A 19,038-nucleotide genomic window follows, 5' to 3' on the forward strand; every position below is an offset into this window, starting at 1 on the left:
ATTTGATTAAACTTGATTAAAAAAAGTAACCATGGAAGCGTTTATTGTTCTTTCTAGTTTTGCCATCGCAATACTAACTGCAAAATCCTTTATTCGATTTTTTCCATCAATTCTTCCTCCTCAATATGGCCGTTTGGTAACATTAGATGGTCTAAGAGGTTTTTTGGCATTTTCCGTTTTTATTCATCATTTCGTAATCACCTATTATTGGAAAGTCGATGGGGTTTGGCGACGCCCGGAAAGTGATATTTATCAAAATTTTGGTAAAGTGGGAGTGGTACTATTTTTCATGATTACTGGTTTTTTGTTCATAGACCGACTTATTTCAAAAAAGAAAGTTAATTGGTTTTTTCTTTTTAAATCAAGATTATTTCGAATTCAGCCTTTATATTTTTTCGCTCTCATAATAGTTTTAATTTTGTCACTCAAAAACACTAACTTTCAGATTGGTGATTGGCAAAGTTTTTTTAAAGATATCGTCTTGTGGCTATTATTCTATGGCCGGTCAATTAACGAATTTGCTGATTCGAAACGAATAATTGCATCAGTAGATTGGACTTTAAAATACGAATGGCTTTTTTACCTCTCTTTACCTTTAATACAACTTGTATTTAAAAGTAAAATATTAACTCTTATGATATTTTTTGGTGGGGTGTTATATTTATTTCTCTACCCATTAGAAGTGCTAGGAATAAGCTCTAAGTTTTTTCTCTACTTTTTATTTGGGGGGCTTACAGCGTACTTACTAAAAACCCTTAGAAACGATTTTAACTATGATTCAACGTCTGTATCCATCGCGACCTTAATTCTTATTTTAATTATTACCCTATACCCCCGCACTTTAGACCTAGCACATTCCATACTAATATTTGTCTTATTTTTTCTCATTACTAACGGAAATTCAATTTTCGGTATTCTTCGGTGGAAAAGCTGCAGAGTACTTGGTGAAGCAAGTTATAGCATATATTTGCTGCATGGGATTGTTCTGTACGTGCTGTTCACTGAGATAGAGTTAGTTGACTTTAAAACAGCGTCTTTTATTGAATATTTGACAATACTTCCAATAGTATCAATTATCGTAGTTATTTTTTCTTGCTTGACATTTTTAACAATAGAACAGCCTTTCATCAAGCTGGGGAAATCAGGCGTTAAGAAAAAGCAAAATACAGTTAGTAGACCGACCAATTAATGCGCTTGCTCAATGACGTAAGCGCAGCTACACCTAAATGAGAGTTCCCCACCGCGTTTAGCGCGGGAGAAAAAACACATATAGAAAAGCGACCAGGTATCACGGCAATTACTCCCCCGCCAACCCCGCTTTTCCCAGGTAAACCAACCTTAAAGGCAAAACTCCCCGCTTCGTCGTACATACCGCTTGTAGCTAACAACGCATTAACTTGACGATTTTGGTCTGGGTTTAGTACCTGTTCGTCGGCACATTTAGGGGAAGTGGACAATATGAAGTGGGCGCGAATTATTGAGAGTGTCGCCTTCTTCGCTATCATTGTTCTTTTGGGGCAGTATATCGCTACTGACTTTAGTCTTTCAGCGCCCACCATATCGGCCGTTGTTTTAACTATTTTTGCTATTGTTGGGCTGGCGGGAAACATTGGTCAAATCGTGCTAATTTCAAAAATTGATTACGCCAAGCCGGTTAGCCATCTGCAAAAAGATATTTACCGAGTCTGTTCACATAAACTACAGCTGACGAAGCTGTTACTGATGTCAGTACCTTTTTATCTGGCGTATGTATTTATAGGGTTCGATGTACTGGTGGGAATTGACTTGTTTCCACACTTAGAGCAACACATGATTTGGATTTATTCTTTATCATCACTGCTGCTTTTGGTTGTAACCACCACGCTGCTGGCTAAATTACACTACAACAATATTGAGATTTCATGGGTTAAAAACACCATTAGAGTTATTGTGGGAGAGCGTTTAGTCAATATGGCTCAATTTATTAATAATATTGAATCTACTAACCGCTAACCGCTAACCGCCTCGCTGTGGTTCTACTCTTCTAGCCTTAACGCCAATGCAGTACGCAGACAGCTTAAGGCTAGGCTTATTTCTTTCTACTCCCTGACAGTTTTGCCATGTTATAGGTGTCTTGGTTGATGTGTGAATTTAGACCGTTCATGCTCAGGGATAACGTACTTAACCATTTCTTTTTCACACGCTCCGAAAGAGTGAAAATTGTTGCGCCCTTGTCTTAAGGTTATAGCGTGATTGGGGCCCGAAGGTACATCCACATTATCTAGGTCTTGCCCATCATCTTCCCAAAAGCAAATTGGGCAGATTAAATCGGCCCCACGCTCAGGAAGCGAGAGGTAATCGCAGCACGGACATTGCTCATGCAGAGCAGCACGTTTAGGCTCGTACCACCGAATTCGTCTGTTTTTGAGGAAGCTGACGATTTTACCTAACATTTTTACTCAACATTGCAGAGCCTTATAAATTCTTAAACAGTAAAGCAGATTTATGAGTTAAAACATCGCGAAAAATGGAAAGACGCACGTTATCTATTCCTTAGTGAGAAGTCGTGCTATGACCATAATTATCGCTCACATAATCGCTTTCAAAATCGGCATTAATGGCTAACGATTGGCTAAAGGTGCTTTTCGCCATCTTTTTATCGCCTTGCGAAAGATAAGCAAATGCCAGGCTGTCGTATACCTGCGGGGCCTCTGGGAACAGTGAAACCAAATACTCAAACATATCAAACGCCTCAGCCCATGATTCTGTTTTAATCAGTTCCATGCCTAATTCATTAATGGTGCGACCGATAAATCGTGTATAACCGCTATCACTGTAAGCTTGCTGGAAGTGCTTGGCAAACCCCTGTTTTCCATACTTTTGGTAATACTCAAAGGCAAAGTTTTTTTCTAGTTGTCTAATTGCCTCATATTCACCTTGTGTAAGAAAAGACAGCACTCTACCTGATATGTACTCTGCAACTAAGTGATCAGTGTTTGCCAACACGACGATTTCATACCCATTGAGCAAGTCAATATCTACTGCAGCGCTCACTCCCAGCCCTCCACCATATGCACCCCATTGGGAACCATCCATGCCAAATAATCTACGATTAAGTGAATCTGTGTTTTCCAGTAATTTATTGGTATAAAAGAGCGCGTGATAAAACCTTTGCACATCTTCAACGGTAGATTCAATGCCACCATCAGGACTTGGGTGCTCAGTCACACCAACGTGTCTTAACACGCTGTCATACTGGTAGGCATATCGCTTAGATTGATGTTGGTGAAGCGCCAGAGGCCTAAACGTCGTGGACGACATCCCAATACGATTAAAGATATCGTCTTGCAGTAATACCTCGAATGGTTTACCCGTAACTTTTTCAAGAATGACACCTAACACGACATAGCCATAATTAGAATACTTACGGTCAGTGCCCGGTTCGAATAGAAGCGGTCTGTTTATTAACAGTTTTAATTTCTTGTCGAGCGTATCAAAGGCCAGCGGATTCTCGCGATACTCGGCCACAAAAATATCAGCAAAACCGGCGCGATGATTGAGTAAATGCTCAATGGTGATTTCATCAATATTATCCTGCATGAACCCCAAATCAAAAGTAACCAGCTTATCGTTCAAGGTTAACTTGCCTGCTTGAATTTGCTGCAAGATAAGAACCTTAGTGAAGTCTTTGACGATTGAACCGAGATTAAAGCGGGTTTTAGCACTGTTCTTAATTTGGTTTTCTATATCCTGAAAACCATAGGACGATAAAAACACCTTTTCGCCATCTTTTGTAATCAGCAGATTACCCGAGAACCATCCCATCTGATGATATTGCATGGCAATCCTGTTCGCGACCTCAGGAATGCTCGTGTTTTTATCTTGCTGCTTATTCTCGAATGTAAGCGCGAATGAGCAACCGCTAAAGAATAAAGCACCGGCTAACAGAAGATTACGAACCATTTGATGAATACCTATGTGTGTTAAAAAACTCGCGAAGTCCCAGTACATTTTTACATTTTGTCGATAAATATATCGTCATCAACAATATAACCGTAATTGCGAAGGGAAGCCTCATATTTACTAGAAAAAATGGGTGCTGGGTATACACCCTCTATAAAGACGAGATATGACGTGCCACAAAGCACGGGGAATACAGCGTTGCAAGGCTGAAGCCAACTCGCGTCAATGTTGCATTCATGCGCTCGATGCAGGGTTGTTATTTAAAACAACAGCGGAAAGCTGGTTTAACACTAGATTGATGCCAGTATTGACCAAATGGGTAACACACCGTGAGCCTATTCCTTTACCTGTGACATTTCGCCCGAATCGATAGCCAATTTCAGCAGTGCCATTGGGGTGAACTTCTTTAATGTTGGCGCGAGCAATTATGCAGTTGTTTTGAACAAGCACATAGGAATAAGTGAGTCAGCCAGATGTTAGCGCCTTGTTAGGCATAGTAGCTTTCCACGAAGTACGTGACACCTAGTGAAACGATAATGAAAGTCGCATTGATTGAAGCCCGAATAAACCAAGCAAGATGCCCATAAGATGTGCCTGCTTTTTGTGACGCTATAACCATTAAGCCCATTAATCCAAACCACGGCGTAAAAAATACAATGATATTCCATTTTACAACTGAGACCGCCAAATCATGAAGCGCTCCGCTGACTAAAAATGTGATAAGAATAGAAAGGGAAATAGGAAGAAAAGAGGCTAGCGGTCGCATGACATTGCGGGATAAGTAGTAGCTCCAGATGGGGTTCCAATACTGCCAAAAAATGGGGAAAGATTTTGCTCCGAAAGAACGTGAAAGCATGTTTCTCATAGAGTGACTTGCACCCAATGGAACTCCATTTCGCTTTTTAACGTACTGTGAAAGTGACAATGTGCTTCGCATGGTGGATTCCATATGTTAACGCCTCATTCAGAGGCAACAAAATAGTTGTCTTTTGTCCTGCTGCAATTGTCCACTTCCCCTTTAATGGGGCAGTTCTAAATTAGCGTTTTCGCCGTTTTTCCAACTAATTTAACATAAGTTCCGGACCCCGCCACCTACCGCAATTCCTAATACAGTCCACACAACTGCGTCTAGCGAACGAAGTGAGTGTGTTGATTGGGTAGTTATGCGTTGCGCTCACTCATTCCTCTGACAACAAAGAAGTAATAAACTAAAAAGCCTAACCATGAAAAGAATAGTGAAACGAGGCACCAAACTAATTTTTGTACTCCCTTAGCTTTCTCTGATGTTAGGGCAATTAGTACTGGTAAAAGGGTTAGGCTGAAAAGCATAATAAAAATGATAATTTGCCAAATACTCATGTTAAAAAAGAACTCCTTATCTTTTGTCCCTCGCGAACGCAGCGAGTGTTAATGCGTATGTTAGTTTTTATGCTACTACAAACAGTGAATAAATTAACAACCACAGAATTTGAAACCCGTAACTAAGCCTTTGGTAAAGGCCAGGTACACTTTTAAGTTCAAGTGCTTTTGTTAGTTTATAAGAAAAATACAAACAGCCACAGATACACAAAGCGGAAAGGTATCGAAGTGGTATGGAATAAAAACTAGAAAAAGTCACTATTAACGGCGCAATGATGAATGAAACGAGCATAATTAAGCCTGACCACGTGTGTATTTTGCAACTTGGGGAAGGTGAAGGAGTATATGCGTCGGCGTCCATCGGAAAGAAGCCACAAACCCAAGTACACACACCGTGGATAACTACCATTACGCCTATGGCTACAGTGGGTAAATGAGGCTGATGGGTGATAATCAAGTAATACCCAAAAAGAACGAACAACGCACCTAAAGGGTAGTTATTTATTGCAGGCGACAGTTTTTGGGTAGGGCTACCAAAAGCGCCGAGTTCACTACAAAACTGTTTTGAATGGCTGTAGTTTGGATAAAAGCGAGAGGCAATATAAATACCTATCACAATCCAAATCGAAGCAATGATCCCCGCGTAAGCCAAAATATTATTCAAACCTAATTCCTCCTTGAAACACTAACGGCCCGTAAAACGGGAAAAAATACGTAGGCTATAATACTGAGCGAAGCAAAGGGAGCCTACGTGTTTTTGTCCCAAGGAACGCCAGCGACTGAGTTAATGCGTTTGTTAGTTGCCGTAAATTAAATAGGCGTGCTAACATCTGTGTGTACATTTCATAAGGAGTTTACCATGGATACCCGTATTCAGTTTAGAGTAGATGAAGAAACTAAACGGCTAGCTCAGACAATGGCCGAAAGCCAAGGACGCACTTTAAGTGACGCTTGTAGAGAGCTTACGGAAGAACTCGCTGAACAGCAACGAAAAATAATTACTCATGATCAGTGGCTTACTGAAGAGATTAATGCCGCGTTCAGTAAATTAGAGAGTGGGCAAAGCAAGTTCATCAGTCATGAAGAAGCGAACTTGGACATGGAAGCTCGAAAAATGAAAATTAGGAATAAAGCCAAAAAATGATCTTATGGGAAAAAAGTTCGTTGGACGATCGTGAGGCTATTTTCGAATTTTTATACGAATTTAACCCATTAGCAGCAGAACAAACTGATGCAATAATAGAGAAGAAAGTTGAAAACTTGAACCAGCAACCTCTTATGGGAGTAGAGAGAGAGGGTATACCGGGAAGATTGTTAATAATTCCAGAGCTTTCAATGATTGTTTCATATTTCAGAAAAGACGACATTATTCACATTCTTCGAGTTTTACACCAAAAGCAAAAATTTCCTGTAGGCAACTAACGCTAAGCTTTGGGGCGCAGATGCGTGGGGCATAATGGCGAAGCCGCCCCACGTATAGGCGTCCCAGCGAACGAAGTGAGCGGCAACAGCGTATTGTTAGCTGCCATGGCCTACTCCCCGCTGTTTCATATAATTTGCGAGCTGAACTGAATCGTTGTTTTGGCTACCAAGTAATGCTTTATAAACGCCAACTTGATCTTCGCTTTTCTTGTGCTGACCCAGTTTTTCTTTTCCGTGAATTTCGGTTACAACTACTTTGAATCCAACCACTGCCTTTAATAATCTTTGAATATATTCTTGCGGCATGAGTTCTGAGCTATCTAATATCTCAGGCTCGTACTTATGAACTAATGAGTTTATTGCCCTTAGCGTTTCAGTTGCATCCAGTTCATGAAATATTCCAAAACAATGCACTGACGCGTAGTTCCATGTTGGGACCGCTGGTTTTGAAGAATACCAAGTAGGAGAAATATATGAATGCGGCCCATTAAATAGAACAGATACTTTCTTTCCAGATAAATCTTTCCATTGTGGGTTAGCTCGAGCCATGTGCCCAATTATGCAGCCACTTTCATTTTCTGAGGTATCAAAAATTAGAGGAAGGCGCGTTGCCTCTAAATCTTGAGTGATTAACGTACCAAAACCAAACTCCGATATAAACGCACTAATTGAATGAATATCTGGCATTTCCATGTTTTTTGGGGTGTACATTCAAGTCCTTAATGCTAATGGCAGCTAACACCGTTTTAAGCGGCGATTTACCGTTCTTGTAAATTGTCCGCTTTAAAACTTTTGTTAGGTGCTGTCACTACATTTACTTAGTCTAATGATTAAGAAACACGATACAATTACTAAAACAACACCAAAAGCGATAAGTTGCCAATTCGTATGCAAAAGATCCAAACTATACCGGTATGAGCGCCAACTACTGCCGTCACTGCTATAAATTGGTGATGCCAGCCATCGGTAAACTCGAAACAATTCCCTATATGTCCCAACTAACAAAAAGCATCCACCTGTTAGAAACGAAATCCTAGCAACCCAAACTACTAATTGTAATTGCGGATGATGAACTTTATTGAAAGGTAAAATATTCAATTATCCTCCTTGACCCTAACGACTTAATGTGCGGAAAAAATCCTTTAGGTAAGATGGAATATATCCACCTATTACCCTTATGATTAGTCCCACTTTTGCATTAAAAAGTTTTGGGATCAACATCATTATTCACAAGTACTGAAGTCATTAAATTTAAATACGGAAAGTTTCTTGTTTATTTTAGTAGGCAGCCCGACTCTTGCGTTAACCTGACATAGGTATTCAGTAAAGCACGTATAGCTGCCATGCATATTAAGGCAGTGTGTTCACGATGACTTAAAATTTTTTCGCTTCACTTTCAGTCACTTTTTCTACTTTCTCGGCGCGTTACCTAAGGTTAAGTCTTGGCACATCATAGCGAGTAGACCTATTGACGTTGTTAAGCCTAAGCTTGATAGAAGCTAGAGTGTGCCCATTCGCTCAGGTCTACTGTAAAACTCTGTTACGAGCGCACCCATTAATATTCAACGATTTGTTGTTTATTAAGCAATACGATTTTTGGTTTGATTGAAAAAGGCGAAATAGGGCATATACGTATAGGCTACTTAGCATCGGCGTGTTTTAGCTTTATAGGGAAATTGGTTAGGTTGTTCTCCACACAATTTCCAAATGTGCGTGTCCAGCTTGTAGAGATGACCTCACAAGAGCAAATTAACGCATTCGATAAGCATGAAATAGATGTTGGATTTTCTCGCCCTATCCCTAGCAATATGAATACGCGGCTAGATTGTCTCAATATCTATAATGACCGATTAGTTGTAGTTGTTCCTGAACTACATGCATTATCGACATATGAACACATCGCGATATCTGATTTAAAAGATGAAAACATAATATTACTCAACCGAATGAGTGCAGTAGGGCTTTTCAATAAAATAAGTGGAATATTTCATCAAGAAAAAATAAACCCTAACATCATTAGCCAACCTTCTAATATGCAAACTTTGTTAACGGAAGTCTCGGCTGAGTTGGGAATAGCCATTGCGCCTTCCTGTGTTGCAAACCTCTATACAAAAGGGTGTCTACTCGTGCCATTGATGGGGGCAGAGATTAAAGTTCCGCTTGAAATTCAATATATGACAAACAATACCAGCATCATTGTTGAGGAGTTTGTGAAAATGACTATTCAAAATAAAAAAGCTAATCAACGACTTGAGTTAATGCCGGATATCTTAGTGATGCTTCTTTATTTTAAATAAATGCCTGTAATAGGCTTATAGGTAGGCTCTCAATACTCTGTCTTGTCTTTAAACTCACACAAATCTTCGATAATACAAGAACCACATCTTGGTTTACGGGCAATACAGGTGTAACGTCCGTGCAAAATCAGCCAGTGGTGCACATCCACTTTAAATTCTTTAGGCACCACTTTTAGCAGCTTTTCTTCTACTTTTTCGACGGTCTTACCCATGGCGAATTTTGTGCGGTTACTTACGCGATAGATGTGGGTGTCTACTGCTATGGTAGGCCAGCCTAAAGACATTGGTGATAGATAGAAATACCTGCCCTTTGGCGTGAGGAACTGCTCAAAATGAGTTTTGAATGCTAACAATGTAGGAGTATATTTACGTTTATTGACGCCTAAAAGTTTCTAGTTTTACCAACCTCAATTGCGGTCCCAATATATGAGTAGCAACTTCCGGTTAATAAAAGATTTAATGCTACCGCTCATTACTAACAGCAAAACACTGAGTAAAAATATACAAATAAGAATACTCTCCTCACATTGAGCTGTTCAAATATTGTGCTACCATGATTGGAGTAAATTTTACTAGGTCTGATTTAATTGCCGCTCACGGATGTCATATAATGTAAGGGACTATTCAATGAAACTTATCATCGTTTTTACCGCTTTAATCTCGCTATCGGCCTATGCAAATCAAATTAACGATCAGACTAATTCAAACCTAAATTCTAAGCCACCTCAAGTCCTGCAACAACTCTCTTCTGTTGAAAGAAGTATAAAATATGGTGAGTCGCACAGTTACTTAATAGAGACAAAGGGTAGTCACTTTATTTTCGGTGAAGTGGAGCAAGACAGCATTGACGTTAAAATTCAGGTATTTGCACCCAATGGTTTAGAAATCAACGCCTTTAATGAAACTAAAGTTGGTTATGAACCCTTCATCATTGATACCCAAATAAGTGGACAATATAAGATATTGCTGAGCGCGTCCGAAAAAGATTCTAGCGGTATGTACTCAATTAGGCTTATCCGCAATGAAGTCATAGCCTCTGATCTTAATAAACGCTTAGAACAGCTCTTGAGTCCTTATGATAAACAAACTACGCCAGGTGCGGTTTTTGGTGTCTTTGAGAAGGGAAACGTTACCCATATTCAATCGGTAGGTATGGCAAATCTCGCACATACTATTCCATTTGAAGTTGATATGCCCACTAATATAGGGTCAGTCTCTAAACAGTTCACCGCAATGGCTATATTACTCCTTGAGAAGCAAGGAAAGCTAAGCTTGACTGATGATCTTAGAAAGCACTTGCCTGAATTGCCAGAATTTAGTGATAAAATTACCATCAAACATGTGCTTACACACACCACAGGCTTACGAGAAATTTTCAATTTGTTAGGTATGCGTGGTTGGACAGGCGAGGAGTTTATTGAAAAAAATCAAGCCTTAGAGGTTGTAAAGAAACAAGTAGAGCTGCAAGTCAAACCTGGTGAAAAGATGAATTACAACAATACAGGGTTCACCTTATTATCCATCATTGTTGAGCGAGTTACAGAGCAAACATTTTCAAAGTGGATGAAAGAAAATATTTTTGAACCGCTCGACATGAACAATACCTATGTAAGACGAGACCCCGGCCACATTATTCCCAGGGCAACGCAGGGCTATGGCGTCGATGAAAATGGCTTTAGAGAGGTTGGCGATTTGTACTCCGCAGTGGGGGCCGGCGCTATTTATACTACAGTCGAGGATATGGCTAAGTGGTCACAAAATTATATCACGGGTAAGTTGGGTGGAAAAAATGTCATAACCAAGTTAACAACACGAGGCGTGCTTAATAATGGTGAAGAGCAAACGTATGCATTGGGCTTATCCGTAAACGATTACAGAGGTCTGCTACGGTATATGCATAGTGGAGCCGATATGGCGCATTATACCAACTATGTATTCTTTCCAGAGATTGACAAAGGTCTGTTTTTAAATACCAATAATACAGCGTTTAATATGAGTATTTGGAATAGGTTTGTTGACGAGGTTGTTGGCAAAGATTTTGTCGAATCAACGGAAGGCAATGCTGAAGAAGGAGAGACAAAGATCATTGATTTACCTGCTAATCATTTGGCTAAATTAACAGGTAAGTATAAGTCAGAATTACTTGGAGTAGTTGCAGACATAAAAGCCACCGAAGAGCAGTTGAAAATCGCATTTGACGATGGAGATGCTCAACCGTTAACTACATATTCAGAGAAGGAATTTGGCTTTAACGACGGTCAGTACAAATTAACCTTTTTAATGAACAATGACGAAGCAAGTGCACTGACAATAAAGACCAGCTCAGATGACTATGAGTTTAAAAAGTTGGAACCGTTTGACCCAACGCATGAGCAACTAAATGAATATACAGGTAGATACTTTTCCAATGAACTAGAGGTGCTATATACAATAGCCATCAATGAAAAAAATAAGCTGACTGTTAAACTATACACGTCACCAACCCTAGAATTAGTACCTTTGGAACAAGACACCTTTAGTGAAACAAGCATGATTAACACTGATCTAATTTTTATTCGCAACGAAATCGGTAAGGTGACTAAGCTTGAATTAAGTAATGGTCGCACGCAAGGCGTGGTGTTTGAGCGAATGCCCTAACCGAGGTATCAGGCAAGAGAGGACTTAGCTACCTCGTTATCGCGGCGGAGCAGTGATCCCCTAAACTCACAAAAATCTTCAATGATACAATAGCCACAGCGCGGCTTTAGTTCGGAGCAATTTTATCGTAAACACTTTTTACAAAAGTATGGCGTCGCTCCAAGAACATGGCAGAGAATGTTTAAGAGCAAAAGTATTAGTTAAAAGCTACGGTAAATTGATGTAAATAAGCCATTTGAATATTATTCAACTATCTTTATTCTTCAGTTTTATCTTTAAACTCACACAAATCTTCAATAATACAACTTCCACATCTTGGTTTACGGGCAATACAGGTGTAACGTCCGTGCAAAATCAGCCAGTGGTGCACATCCACTTTAAATTCTTTAGGCACCACTTTTAGCAGCTTTTCTTCTACTTTTTCGACGGTCTTACCCATGGCGAATTTTGTGCGGTTGCTTACGCGATAGATGTGGGTGTCTACCGCTATGGTAGGCCAGCCGAAGGCGGTATTTAAAACCACGTTCGCTGTTTTTCTTCCCACGCCGGGTAAGGCTTCTAGCGCTTCACGGCTTTCCGGTACTTCACCGTTGTGTTTTTCAACCAAAATCTCACTCAGCCGATGCACGTTTTTGGCTTTGGAGTTATAAAGGCCAATGGTTTTTATATACTGAGTAAGGCCTTCTACGCCTAAGTCGGCGATAGCTTGGGGCGTATTCGCCACCGGAAAAAGTTTGTCAGTGGCTTTATTAACACCCACGTCGGTTGATTGGGCCGATAAGGTAACGGCGACTAACAACTCAAAGGGCGTTGAGAAGTTTAGTTCGGTAGTGGGATGAGGGTTCGCATCTCGTAATCGAGTTAGAATTTCGCGACGTTTGGCATTATTCATCTGACGTTCTATATCTTCTTAAAATGAAAATTAAACACTTTCGGCGGTTACACGAACACGTTCGGCTTTTTCTTTTACGGTATGCGTTTTTTCAGCAATGCGTGCGTCAACCATATTTTTTATGGCAATGAGTAACCCCATGCCTAAAAAGGCGCCAGGGGGGAGAATTGCCAGTAAGAATGGATAATCTGTTTCAAAAAACACTAGTGTCCAGTTTTGTGCTACTGGGCCGAAAAGGCGGTCAGCACCCGCGAACAGAGTTCCTGCCCCTAAAATTTCACGCATGCCGCCTAGAACAACCAGTACAAATGTAAAGCCAAGCCCCATTACTAGGCCGTCATAAGCGGCGGGAAGGGGCGTGTTCTTCGACGCAAAGGCTTCTGCTCGACCAATAATGGCGCAGTTGGTCACAATGAGAGGGATAAAAATGCCCAGCGCCAAATAAAGCTCGTAGGTGAAGGCATTCATGAGTAGCTGAATAATCGTTACAAAGGCTGCAATAATCATAACGAAAACTGGGATTCGAATTTCGTTACGTACAATATTTCTCACAAGGGAAACGGTGACATTGCTACCTATGAGTACGAGTAATGTAGCCAAGCCTAGCCCAAGGCCATTGATAAAGGTTGCAGTTACCGCTAAAAGCGGGCACAACCCGAGCAATTGCACTAGTGCCGGGTTATTTTTCCAAATCCCTTGCAGGGTTAGATCGCGATAGTCGTTCATGATGACACCTCACTTGTAGGCGCGGTGGTTAGGCAAGCATTAGGAGCAGAAAACAGTTTGCTTTGCTCCTCAGCGGCAAACAGAAGCGCATTTTTTACTGCACTTACTACGGCTCTAGGGGTGATGGTTGCCCCAGTAAATTGATCAAACTCGCCACCGTCTTTTTTTACTTGCCAAGGTGCTAAGGCATCGGCATTAAACCGTTTTCCAGTAAATTGGGTTATCCAATTGCTTACCGATAATTCTATTTTGTCGCCTAGCCCAGGTGTTTCTTTATGCTCTAGAACCCGTACTCCTAGTACTTTGAGCTGGGTGTCTACGCCAATCACTAATTCAATGTCGCCACTGTAGCCATCGGGCGCTGTGGCTTCTAGAACAAGTGCCGAGGGAGCGCCATTTAGCGTGGCACGATATACCCGGTGGGGCAGGGTATTGCCCAGTTGCTTTGATACCACTTCAGTGCAGTCTGCATACATGGCATTGTCATGTAATTTATGGGGAACAACTTCATTAAGCACGCTTAATAACTTACGTGCTTTTTGTTGTTCAATTCGCGGCTCGGTAGCAAAAAATGTCATGGCAATGAGCGCCGTGGTGATTACCGCGAATGTGCCTAACATCAGCCCATTTTTCGCCAGAGTATCTTTCATCTGCGTTAGTCTCCCCGTTGAACCTTGCGAACGCCACGACCATAGGTACGAGGTTTGGTGTAATAATCTATTAGAGGAACAGCCATGTTCATAATAATAACAGCAAATGCAATGGCATCGGGGTAGCCGCCAAAGGTACGTATAATGACCACCCAAAAGCCAATGGCTGCACCGAAAATAATTCGCCCTTTAGGCGTGGTTGAAGCAGACACCGGGTCGGTAGCAATAAAAAATGCCCCTACCATGACCGCCCCATTTAACAGGTGGAAGAGTGGTGATGCAAAGTAATCGCTGTCTACCATGTGAAGCAGCGAGGATAAAATGGCTACTGCTAATATAAGGCTTAATGGAATGTGCCAACCGATGACTTTTAGTCTTACTAGCCAAACGCCCCCTAATAGGTAGGCTAGGCTAACCCAGCCCCATCCGGCACCGGCTGCATCAAAAAAGCCACCTTGAAAAATGGGTTGAACAAGCGATTCAGAATAAGTTAGCCCTTGAGTTAAATTGGTTTTTAATGTGTCCAAGGGAGTGGCCATAGTGACGCCATCGGCAATGGTGCGCAGCTGAGTGACATCGTAGCCGCTGGTGGTATAGCCACTGAAAATTAGCGATACCGAATCTAACAAATTGGGCGTAATGCTGGCATGGGTAACGGGTACTAACCAAAGGCTCATGGCTGCGGGGAAGGAAATGAGTAGCACTACATAGGCAATCATGGCGGGGTTAAATATATTAAAACCTAGCCCGCCATACACATGCTTTGCGACCACAATAGCAAAAAATACACCTGTTACTGTCATCCACCAAGGCAGTGTAGGGGGAATACTTATGGCAATAAGCAGGCCAGTCACTACCGCTGAATAATCGGTTAATGTGCGCTCGATAGGCCGTTTTCTAAGCCATAGTATAATACCTTCAAACACAGTGGCGCTGATGACGGCAAGTAATGCTTGAATGAGTACGCCCCAACCAAAAAAGTACGCCTGCGCCAAAATGCCGGGGAGCATGGCATAAACCACCAAGCGCATAACTTGGCCGGTATCACGCCTTACTCTTTGGTGTGGTGAACTAGATAACGATAATTTCATGAATTTTTCTCACGCTCAGCTTTCGCCTTCTTGGCTTTTGCCTTAGCCACAGCCGCTGCAATTCGAGCTTTTTTCTCTGCGGCGGGATCGGATACGTCTTGCTGCTCAGCCTGTTCACTGGATTGCTCGCTGCTTTGGGAAGAAGGTGTTTTGGTTTCTTCTGCCGTTTCTTGTTGCGTGGCTTTTTTCGCTTTAGCTTTCGCAACGGCAGCGGCAATTCGCGCCTTTTTGCTGTCTGCTTCATCAGTAGACAAACCGGCAGGGGGCCTCGATACAGGTGCGCTTTCTTCTTTAGCGCCGTCGCTAGATGAGTCTGTTTTGTTCTCAGTTGCCGCATCAGACATTGACGCTTTAGCTTGCGCCGCTTTCTTGGCTTTAGCGCGAGCAACGGCGGCCGCTACCCGGGCTTTTTTCTCATCTGCCGCTGATAATTCAGTTTGCTGTGGCGGTGAGTCAGGCGCGTTCGTGGCTGATTCACTCGACGGCGTAGCAGATGTTGTTTCGGCCTGTTGTGCGGCTTTTTTCGCTTTTGCTCGTGCAATAGCGGCAGCAACTTGTGCCTTCTTCGCGTCTTTGGCGCTATCGGTTTCTGTAGACTGGCTTAGGCTTGCTTCATCAGCACTCGCCTGAGCTTGCTGAGCGGCTTTTTTGGCTTTTGCTCGTGCCAATGCCGCTGCTACTTTATCTTTCGCAGCACCGCCTTTAGCGCTCTCAGAACCGCTGCTAGCGGTTGTTGTGGTTTTATTATTAGTGGCGGCTAAACGTGCCTCTTTTGCCTTACGATGTTTTTCTTCTCGTTCCCGTTTTTCTCTCGCTAAACGTTCATTGCGTGCTTCAAATCGTTGTTTGGCTTTTTCTGCTTTATTGCGCTCATCTCTTTGCAGTCTAATTTCAGATTTCGCTTGGCGATAATAGTGAACCAACGGAATTTCACTCGGGCATACGTAAGCACACGCGCCACATTCAATGCAATCGAATAAATCGTACTCTTCTGCTTTGTCGTATTCTTTTGCTTTCGCGTGCCAAAACATCTGTTGAGGCAATAGTGAAGCGGGGCAGGCATCAGCGCAGGCGCTGCAGCGAATACAGGGCCGTTCTGCGTTATCCGCCACAAGTTCTTTTTTGCTGGGAACTAACAAGCAGTTAGTTGTTTTCACCACCGGAATGGTAGCGTCTGCTAGCGCAAACCCCATCATTGGCCCACCCATAATAACCCGGGGGCTTTTTTGTTTTTTAGGTTGGTATTTGGCGGCGTCAAGTAAGTGAGAGACTGGCGTACCTAGCAATACGCGGAAATTTCGCGCATGTTCTACTGCGTCGCCTGTCACGGTAACAATTCTTTCAATCAAGGGCTTACCGTGCAATATAGCATCGGCAATAGCATAACATGTGCCCACGTTAAACATGATTACCCCTACATCGGCAGGTAATCCATTACGTGGAACTTCGCGCCCGGTGAGAACTTGAATAAGCTGTTTTTCACCGCCAGCGGGGTACTTGGTTTCTACTGGTACAACCCGATATTCTTGTTTATCTTGGCAGGCAATATTTAAGGCCTCAATGGCCTGAGGTTTATTGTCTTCAACCGCGATAATAATAGCTTTTGGTGAAACAAGGTGATTGAGAATATCTAGACCTTGTCTAATTTGCCAGGCGTGTTCACGCATTAGCCTATCATCAGAGGTGATGTAGGGTTCGCACTCCACACCATTAATCACTAAGAATTCGACGGGTTTACTGTTTGCGGTTTTTATATGGGTAGGGAAACCTGCTCCACCCATGCCCGCGACACCGGCCTGGCAGATTGCTTCAATAACCTGGCTTTTATCACGCTGCTGATAATCCATCAATGGCGTGAGTTCTCCCCATGTATCCTTGCCATCAGGTTTTATACTCACACACATTTCGGTTAGCCCACTTGGGTGAGCGACTACGTGAGGGGCAATGGCAATGATCTCGCCTGAGGTAGGTGCATGTACCGGCACAGAGTAGGGCGATGTGGTGGTGGATATCGGTTGCCCTTTGAAAACATAATCACCCACGCTAACGCAGCATTGCCCTTCAGAGCCTACATGTTGGCGCAAAGGCAGCACTAGGATATCAGGCATTGGAGCCGTGGCGATTGATTCTGTATTAGACAGCGATTTTTTGTCGTCAGGGTGCACACCACCAGGGAAAGAAAATAGCTTTCCCGCGTTTAATGACTCGATGATGTGATCAAAACTTGGATACTTCAACGCTCAAGACACCATTTTAATAGGAATATCACCCTTGGGTGATGAAGAAAAGTCCCATTTCCATGTAGCAGTTGTCTCTGTTACTGGAACCATGTCTATACAATCTACAGGGCAGGGATCTACACATAAATCGCACCCTGTACATTCTTCTGCAATTACCGTGTGCATGTGTTTGGCTGCGCCAAGTATGGCATCTACGGGGCAGGCCTGAATGCATTTAGTGCAGCCTATACATTCATCTTCTCTTATGAAGGCTACTTTCTTGACGTCTTCTTCGCCGTGGGCATCGTCTAGAGGCTTGGGTTCAACGCCCATTAAGTCGGCTAATTTTTTAATTGTCGACTCGCCACCGGGAGGACATTTGTTAATTTCATCGCCATTGGCAATGGCTTCAGCATAAGGACGACAACCGGGGTAGCCACATTGGCCACATTGGGTTTGCGGAAGCACTTCGTCAATCTGATCGACTAAGGGGTCGGCATCTACCTTAAAGCGAATACTGGCATAGCCTAAAATAAGCCCAAAAAGTAGCGCCAGTGCGCCCAACGCGATAACGGCATAGGTAATGGTCATTATATTTTCACCAATCCACTAAAGCCCATGAACGCGAGAGACATCAAGCCCGCTGTAATCATCGCAATAGACGCCCCTTTAAAGGCCACGGGAACATCGGCTGCGGCCAAACGTTCTCGCATGGCGGCAAATAAAACAAGAACAAGAGAAAAACCTACAGCAGCACCAAAGCCGTAAATTAGGCTTTCAATAAAAGTGTGTTGTTCAGTTAAGTTCAATAATGCAACACCAAGTACCGCACAATTTGTCGTAATGAGGGGAAGGAAAATGCCCAGAAGGCGATAAAGGGTAGGGCTGGTTTTGTGAACCACCATTTCTGTAAATTGTACCACAACAGCAATAACCAGAATGAAGGCTAATGTGCGCAAATAGCCAATACCCAAGGGTGCTAATAAATAGGTTTCTACGAGGTAACTGGTTGCTGAGGCAAGCGTCAGTACAAAGGTTGTCGCCATAGACATACCCATAGCGGTTTCTAGTTTGCTGGACACACCCATAAACGGGCATAAGCCTAGAAACTTAACCAGAACAAAATTGTTTACTAATACTGTGCCTATAAGAAGCAATAAAAAATCAGTCATGAAAATAACAATTCCCGTTTAAGGGCGTGATGGGCGTTGCCCATTTATGAATTCAAAATTTTGGCTGCTATTATCGCCTTTTAAGGGCAGATTAACAACTTGATTGAATTAGGGTTATTTAATGTCTTTATTCGTAAATTTCGAAGGAAATCTTAAAAAGGTCTTGCTGGGAGATTATCGCGTATGAGCCAACTAAGTGGCTCCCCCTCCCCGACTCGAACGGGGGACCTGCGGATTAACAGTCCGTCGCTCTAACCAACTGAGCTAAGGGGGAATCGACACCTAAGTTGTTGATGAAAAGTTGGCTCCCCCTCCCCGACTCGAACGGGGGACCTGCGGATTAACAGTCCGTCGCTCTAACCAACTGAGCTAAGGGGGACCTGCTTTTCAACGGAGGCGAATATTAAAGAGGTACTCGGTTGCTGTCAACAACCTTCCGCATTTTTTTGTGCTAAGTGGACAAAAAATAGCTTTTTAGCGCTTTTGTGCTTAATTAAGCACCAAATGCCGAAAAATAATGGTTATTTATTGAGCCATTGGCGTCACCCACTGAAATAGTAGGCACAGACGTCGATGCCATTTTTTTCTAAGTAAGGGATTTTATTTCCTATCCCGATTATAAAACATCTAT

At 42.5% G+C, this 19,038-nt stretch carries 21 protein-coding genes, 2 tRNA genes and 1 pseudogene; 6 read left to right on the forward strand and 18 right to left on the reverse strand.

Annotated features, from left to right (window positions below):
• Positions 1-31: 31 nt before the first annotated feature.
• A complete protein-coding gene (locus tag EP13_RS06060; protein ID WP_052364305.1) occupies positions 32-1,189 on the forward strand; it encodes an acyltransferase family protein in 1,158 nt (385 codons plus the stop codon).
• Here the strand turns inward: EP13_RS06060 and EP13_RS19235 are convergent.
• Positions 1,170-1,559, reverse strand: coding sequence for a glutaminase (locus tag EP13_RS19235; protein WP_332309688.1), 390 nt, complete (start codon positions 1,557-1,559; stop codon positions 1,170-1,172). The two genes, EP13_RS06060 and EP13_RS19235, sit on opposite strands and share 20 nt — an antisense overlap.
• Between EP13_RS19235 and EP13_RS06070 the strand changes: the two genes are divergently transcribed.
• Positions 1,459-1,992: a hypothetical protein gene (locus tag EP13_RS06070; protein ID WP_197035948.1), complete on the forward strand. Its 534-nt coding sequence runs from the start codon at positions 1,459-1,461 to the stop codon at positions 1,990-1,992. The genes EP13_RS19235 and EP13_RS06070 overlap by 101 nt on opposite strands.
• 110 nt (positions 1,993-2,102) lie before the next feature.
• Here the strand turns inward: EP13_RS06070 and EP13_RS19420 are convergent, their stop codons facing one another.
• The 6 genes from EP13_RS19420 to EP13_RS06095 all read right to left on the reverse strand — a co-directional run bounded on the left by EP13_RS19420 (position 2,103) and on the right by EP13_RS06095 (position 5,965).
• Positions 2,103-2,432 (reverse strand): CPCC family cysteine-rich protein, encoded by a 330-nt coding sequence (locus EP13_RS19420; protein WP_081869458.1) that lies wholly within the window; start codon positions 2,430-2,432, stop codon positions 2,103-2,105.
• Between the two features lie 100 nt (positions 2,433-2,532).
• On the reverse strand, positions 2,533-3,942 hold the full coding sequence (locus EP13_RS06075; protein WP_044056515.1) for a serine hydrolase domain-containing protein: 1,410 nt from the start codon (positions 3,940-3,942) through the stop codon (positions 2,533-2,535).
• Between the two features lie 234 nt (positions 3,943-4,176).
• Positions 4,177-4,392: a GNAT family N-acetyltransferase gene (locus EP13_RS19425; RefSeq protein WP_052364307.1), complete on the reverse strand. Its 216-nt coding sequence runs from the start codon at positions 4,390-4,392 to the stop codon at positions 4,177-4,179.
• Between the two features lie 37 nt (positions 4,393-4,429).
• Entirely contained in the window at positions 4,430-4,879 is a 450-nt protein-coding gene (locus EP13_RS06085) for an MBOAT family O-acyltransferase (protein WP_044056516.1), read from the reverse strand.
• Between the two features lie 224 nt (positions 4,880-5,103).
• The gene (locus tag EP13_RS06090) at positions 5,104-5,301 is read right to left on the reverse strand and encodes a PLDc N-terminal domain-containing protein (protein WP_044056517.1); all 198 of its coding nucleotides are present in this window, start codon (positions 5,299-5,301) and stop codon (positions 5,104-5,106) included.
• A 67-nt stretch (positions 5,302-5,368) separates the two neighbouring features.
• Positions 5,369-5,965, reverse strand: coding sequence for a DUF998 domain-containing protein (locus EP13_RS06095; RefSeq protein ID WP_044056518.1), 597 nt, complete (start codon positions 5,963-5,965; stop codon positions 5,369-5,371).
• A 195-nt stretch (positions 5,966-6,160) separates the two neighbouring features.
• Between EP13_RS06095 and EP13_RS06100 the strand changes: the two genes are divergently transcribed.
• Together EP13_RS06100 and EP13_RS06105 are read left to right on the forward strand one after the other, a co-directional pair.
• Positions 6,161-6,445 carry a type II toxin-antitoxin system TacA family antitoxin gene (locus EP13_RS06100; RefSeq protein ID WP_044056519.1) on the forward strand — a complete coding sequence of 95 codons (285 nt, stop codon included), beginning with the start codon at positions 6,161-6,163 and terminating at the stop codon, positions 6,443-6,445.
• A complete protein-coding gene (locus EP13_RS06105) occupies positions 6,442-6,723 on the forward strand; it encodes a type II toxin-antitoxin system RelE/ParE family toxin (protein ID WP_044056520.1) in 282 nt (93 codons plus the stop codon). The genes EP13_RS06100 and EP13_RS06105 overlap by 4 nt, the downstream gene beginning before the upstream one ends.
• Before the next feature lie 96 nt (positions 6,724-6,819).
• Here EP13_RS06105 and EP13_RS06110 read toward each other — a convergent pair whose 3' ends face one another.
• On the reverse strand, positions 6,820-7,434 hold the full coding sequence (locus tag EP13_RS06110; RefSeq protein ID WP_044056521.1) for an FMN-binding negative transcriptional regulator: 615 nt from the start codon (positions 7,432-7,434) through the stop codon (positions 6,820-6,822).
• 890 nt (positions 7,435-8,324) lie between these two features.
• Here EP13_RS06110 and EP13_RS06115 point away from each other — a divergent pair.
• Positions 8,325-9,020, forward strand: coding sequence for a LysR family substrate-binding domain-containing protein (locus tag EP13_RS06115; protein ID WP_052364308.1), 696 nt, complete (start codon positions 8,325-8,327; stop codon positions 9,018-9,020).
• Positions 9,021-9,049: 29 nt separating this feature from the next.
• Here EP13_RS06115 and EP13_RS06120 read toward each other — a convergent pair.
• Positions 9,050-9,301 (reverse strand): annotated as a pseudogene (locus EP13_RS06120) (endonuclease III); the annotation flags it as partial.
• 346 nt (positions 9,302-9,647) lie between these two features.
• Between EP13_RS06120 and EP13_RS06125 the strand changes: the two are divergent.
• Complete coding sequence (locus EP13_RS06125) at positions 9,648-11,657, forward strand: serine hydrolase domain-containing protein (RefSeq protein WP_044056522.1); 2,010 nt, start codon at positions 9,648-9,650, stop codon at positions 11,655-11,657.
• A gap of 256 nt (positions 11,658-11,913) precedes the next feature.
• Here the strand turns inward: EP13_RS06125 and nth are convergent, their stop codons facing one another.
• The 9 genes from nth to EP13_RS06170 all read right to left on the reverse strand — a co-directional run bounded on the left by nth (position 11,914) and on the right by EP13_RS06170 (position 18,786).
• A complete protein-coding gene (gene nth, locus EP13_RS06130) occupies positions 11,914-12,549 on the reverse strand; it encodes an endonuclease III (RefSeq protein WP_044056523.1) in 636 nt (211 codons plus the stop codon).
• 30 nt (positions 12,550-12,579) lie between these two features.
• Positions 12,580-13,275: an electron transport complex subunit E gene (locus tag EP13_RS06135; protein ID WP_044056524.1), complete on the reverse strand. Its 696-nt coding sequence runs from the start codon at positions 13,273-13,275 to the stop codon at positions 12,580-12,582.
• A complete protein-coding gene (rsxG, locus tag EP13_RS06140) occupies positions 13,272-13,925 on the reverse strand; it encodes an electron transport complex subunit RsxG (RefSeq protein ID WP_044056525.1) in 654 nt (217 codons plus the stop codon). The genes EP13_RS06135 and rsxG overlap by 4 nt, the downstream gene beginning before the upstream one ends.
• Positions 13,926-13,930: 5 nt before the next feature.
• Positions 13,931-15,016 (reverse strand): electron transport complex subunit RsxD, encoded by a 1,086-nt coding sequence (gene rsxD, locus EP13_RS06145; RefSeq protein ID WP_044056526.1) that lies wholly within the window; start codon positions 15,014-15,016, stop codon positions 13,931-13,933.
• A complete protein-coding gene (rsxC, locus tag EP13_RS06150) occupies positions 15,013-17,253 on the reverse strand; it encodes an electron transport complex subunit RsxC (protein ID WP_044056527.1) in 2,241 nt (746 codons plus the stop codon). Before rsxC ends, rsxD begins: the two co-directional genes overlap by 4 nt.
• 3 nt (positions 17,254-17,256) lie before the next feature.
• Positions 17,257-17,826 (reverse strand): electron transport complex subunit RsxB, encoded by a 570-nt coding sequence (rsxB, locus tag EP13_RS06155; RefSeq protein ID WP_044056528.1) that lies wholly within the window; start codon positions 17,824-17,826, stop codon positions 17,257-17,259.
• Positions 17,826-18,407, reverse strand: coding sequence for an electron transport complex subunit RsxA (gene rsxA, locus EP13_RS06160; RefSeq protein WP_044056529.1), 582 nt, complete (start codon positions 18,405-18,407; stop codon positions 17,826-17,828). The genes rsxB and rsxA overlap by 1 nt, the downstream gene beginning before the upstream one ends.
• Before the next feature lie 197 nt (positions 18,408-18,604).
• Positions 18,605-18,681, reverse strand: a tRNA-Asn gene (locus EP13_RS06165).
• Positions 18,682-18,709: 28 nt separating this feature from the next.
• Positions 18,710-18,786, reverse strand: a tRNA-Asn gene (locus tag EP13_RS06170).
• Positions 18,787-19,038: the final 252 nt, after the last annotated feature.

The sequence above is a fragment of the Alteromonas australica genome (genome assembly GCF_000730385.1).
Classification (GTDB): domain Bacteria; phylum Pseudomonadota; class Gammaproteobacteria; order Enterobacterales; family Alteromonadaceae; genus Alteromonas; species Alteromonas australica.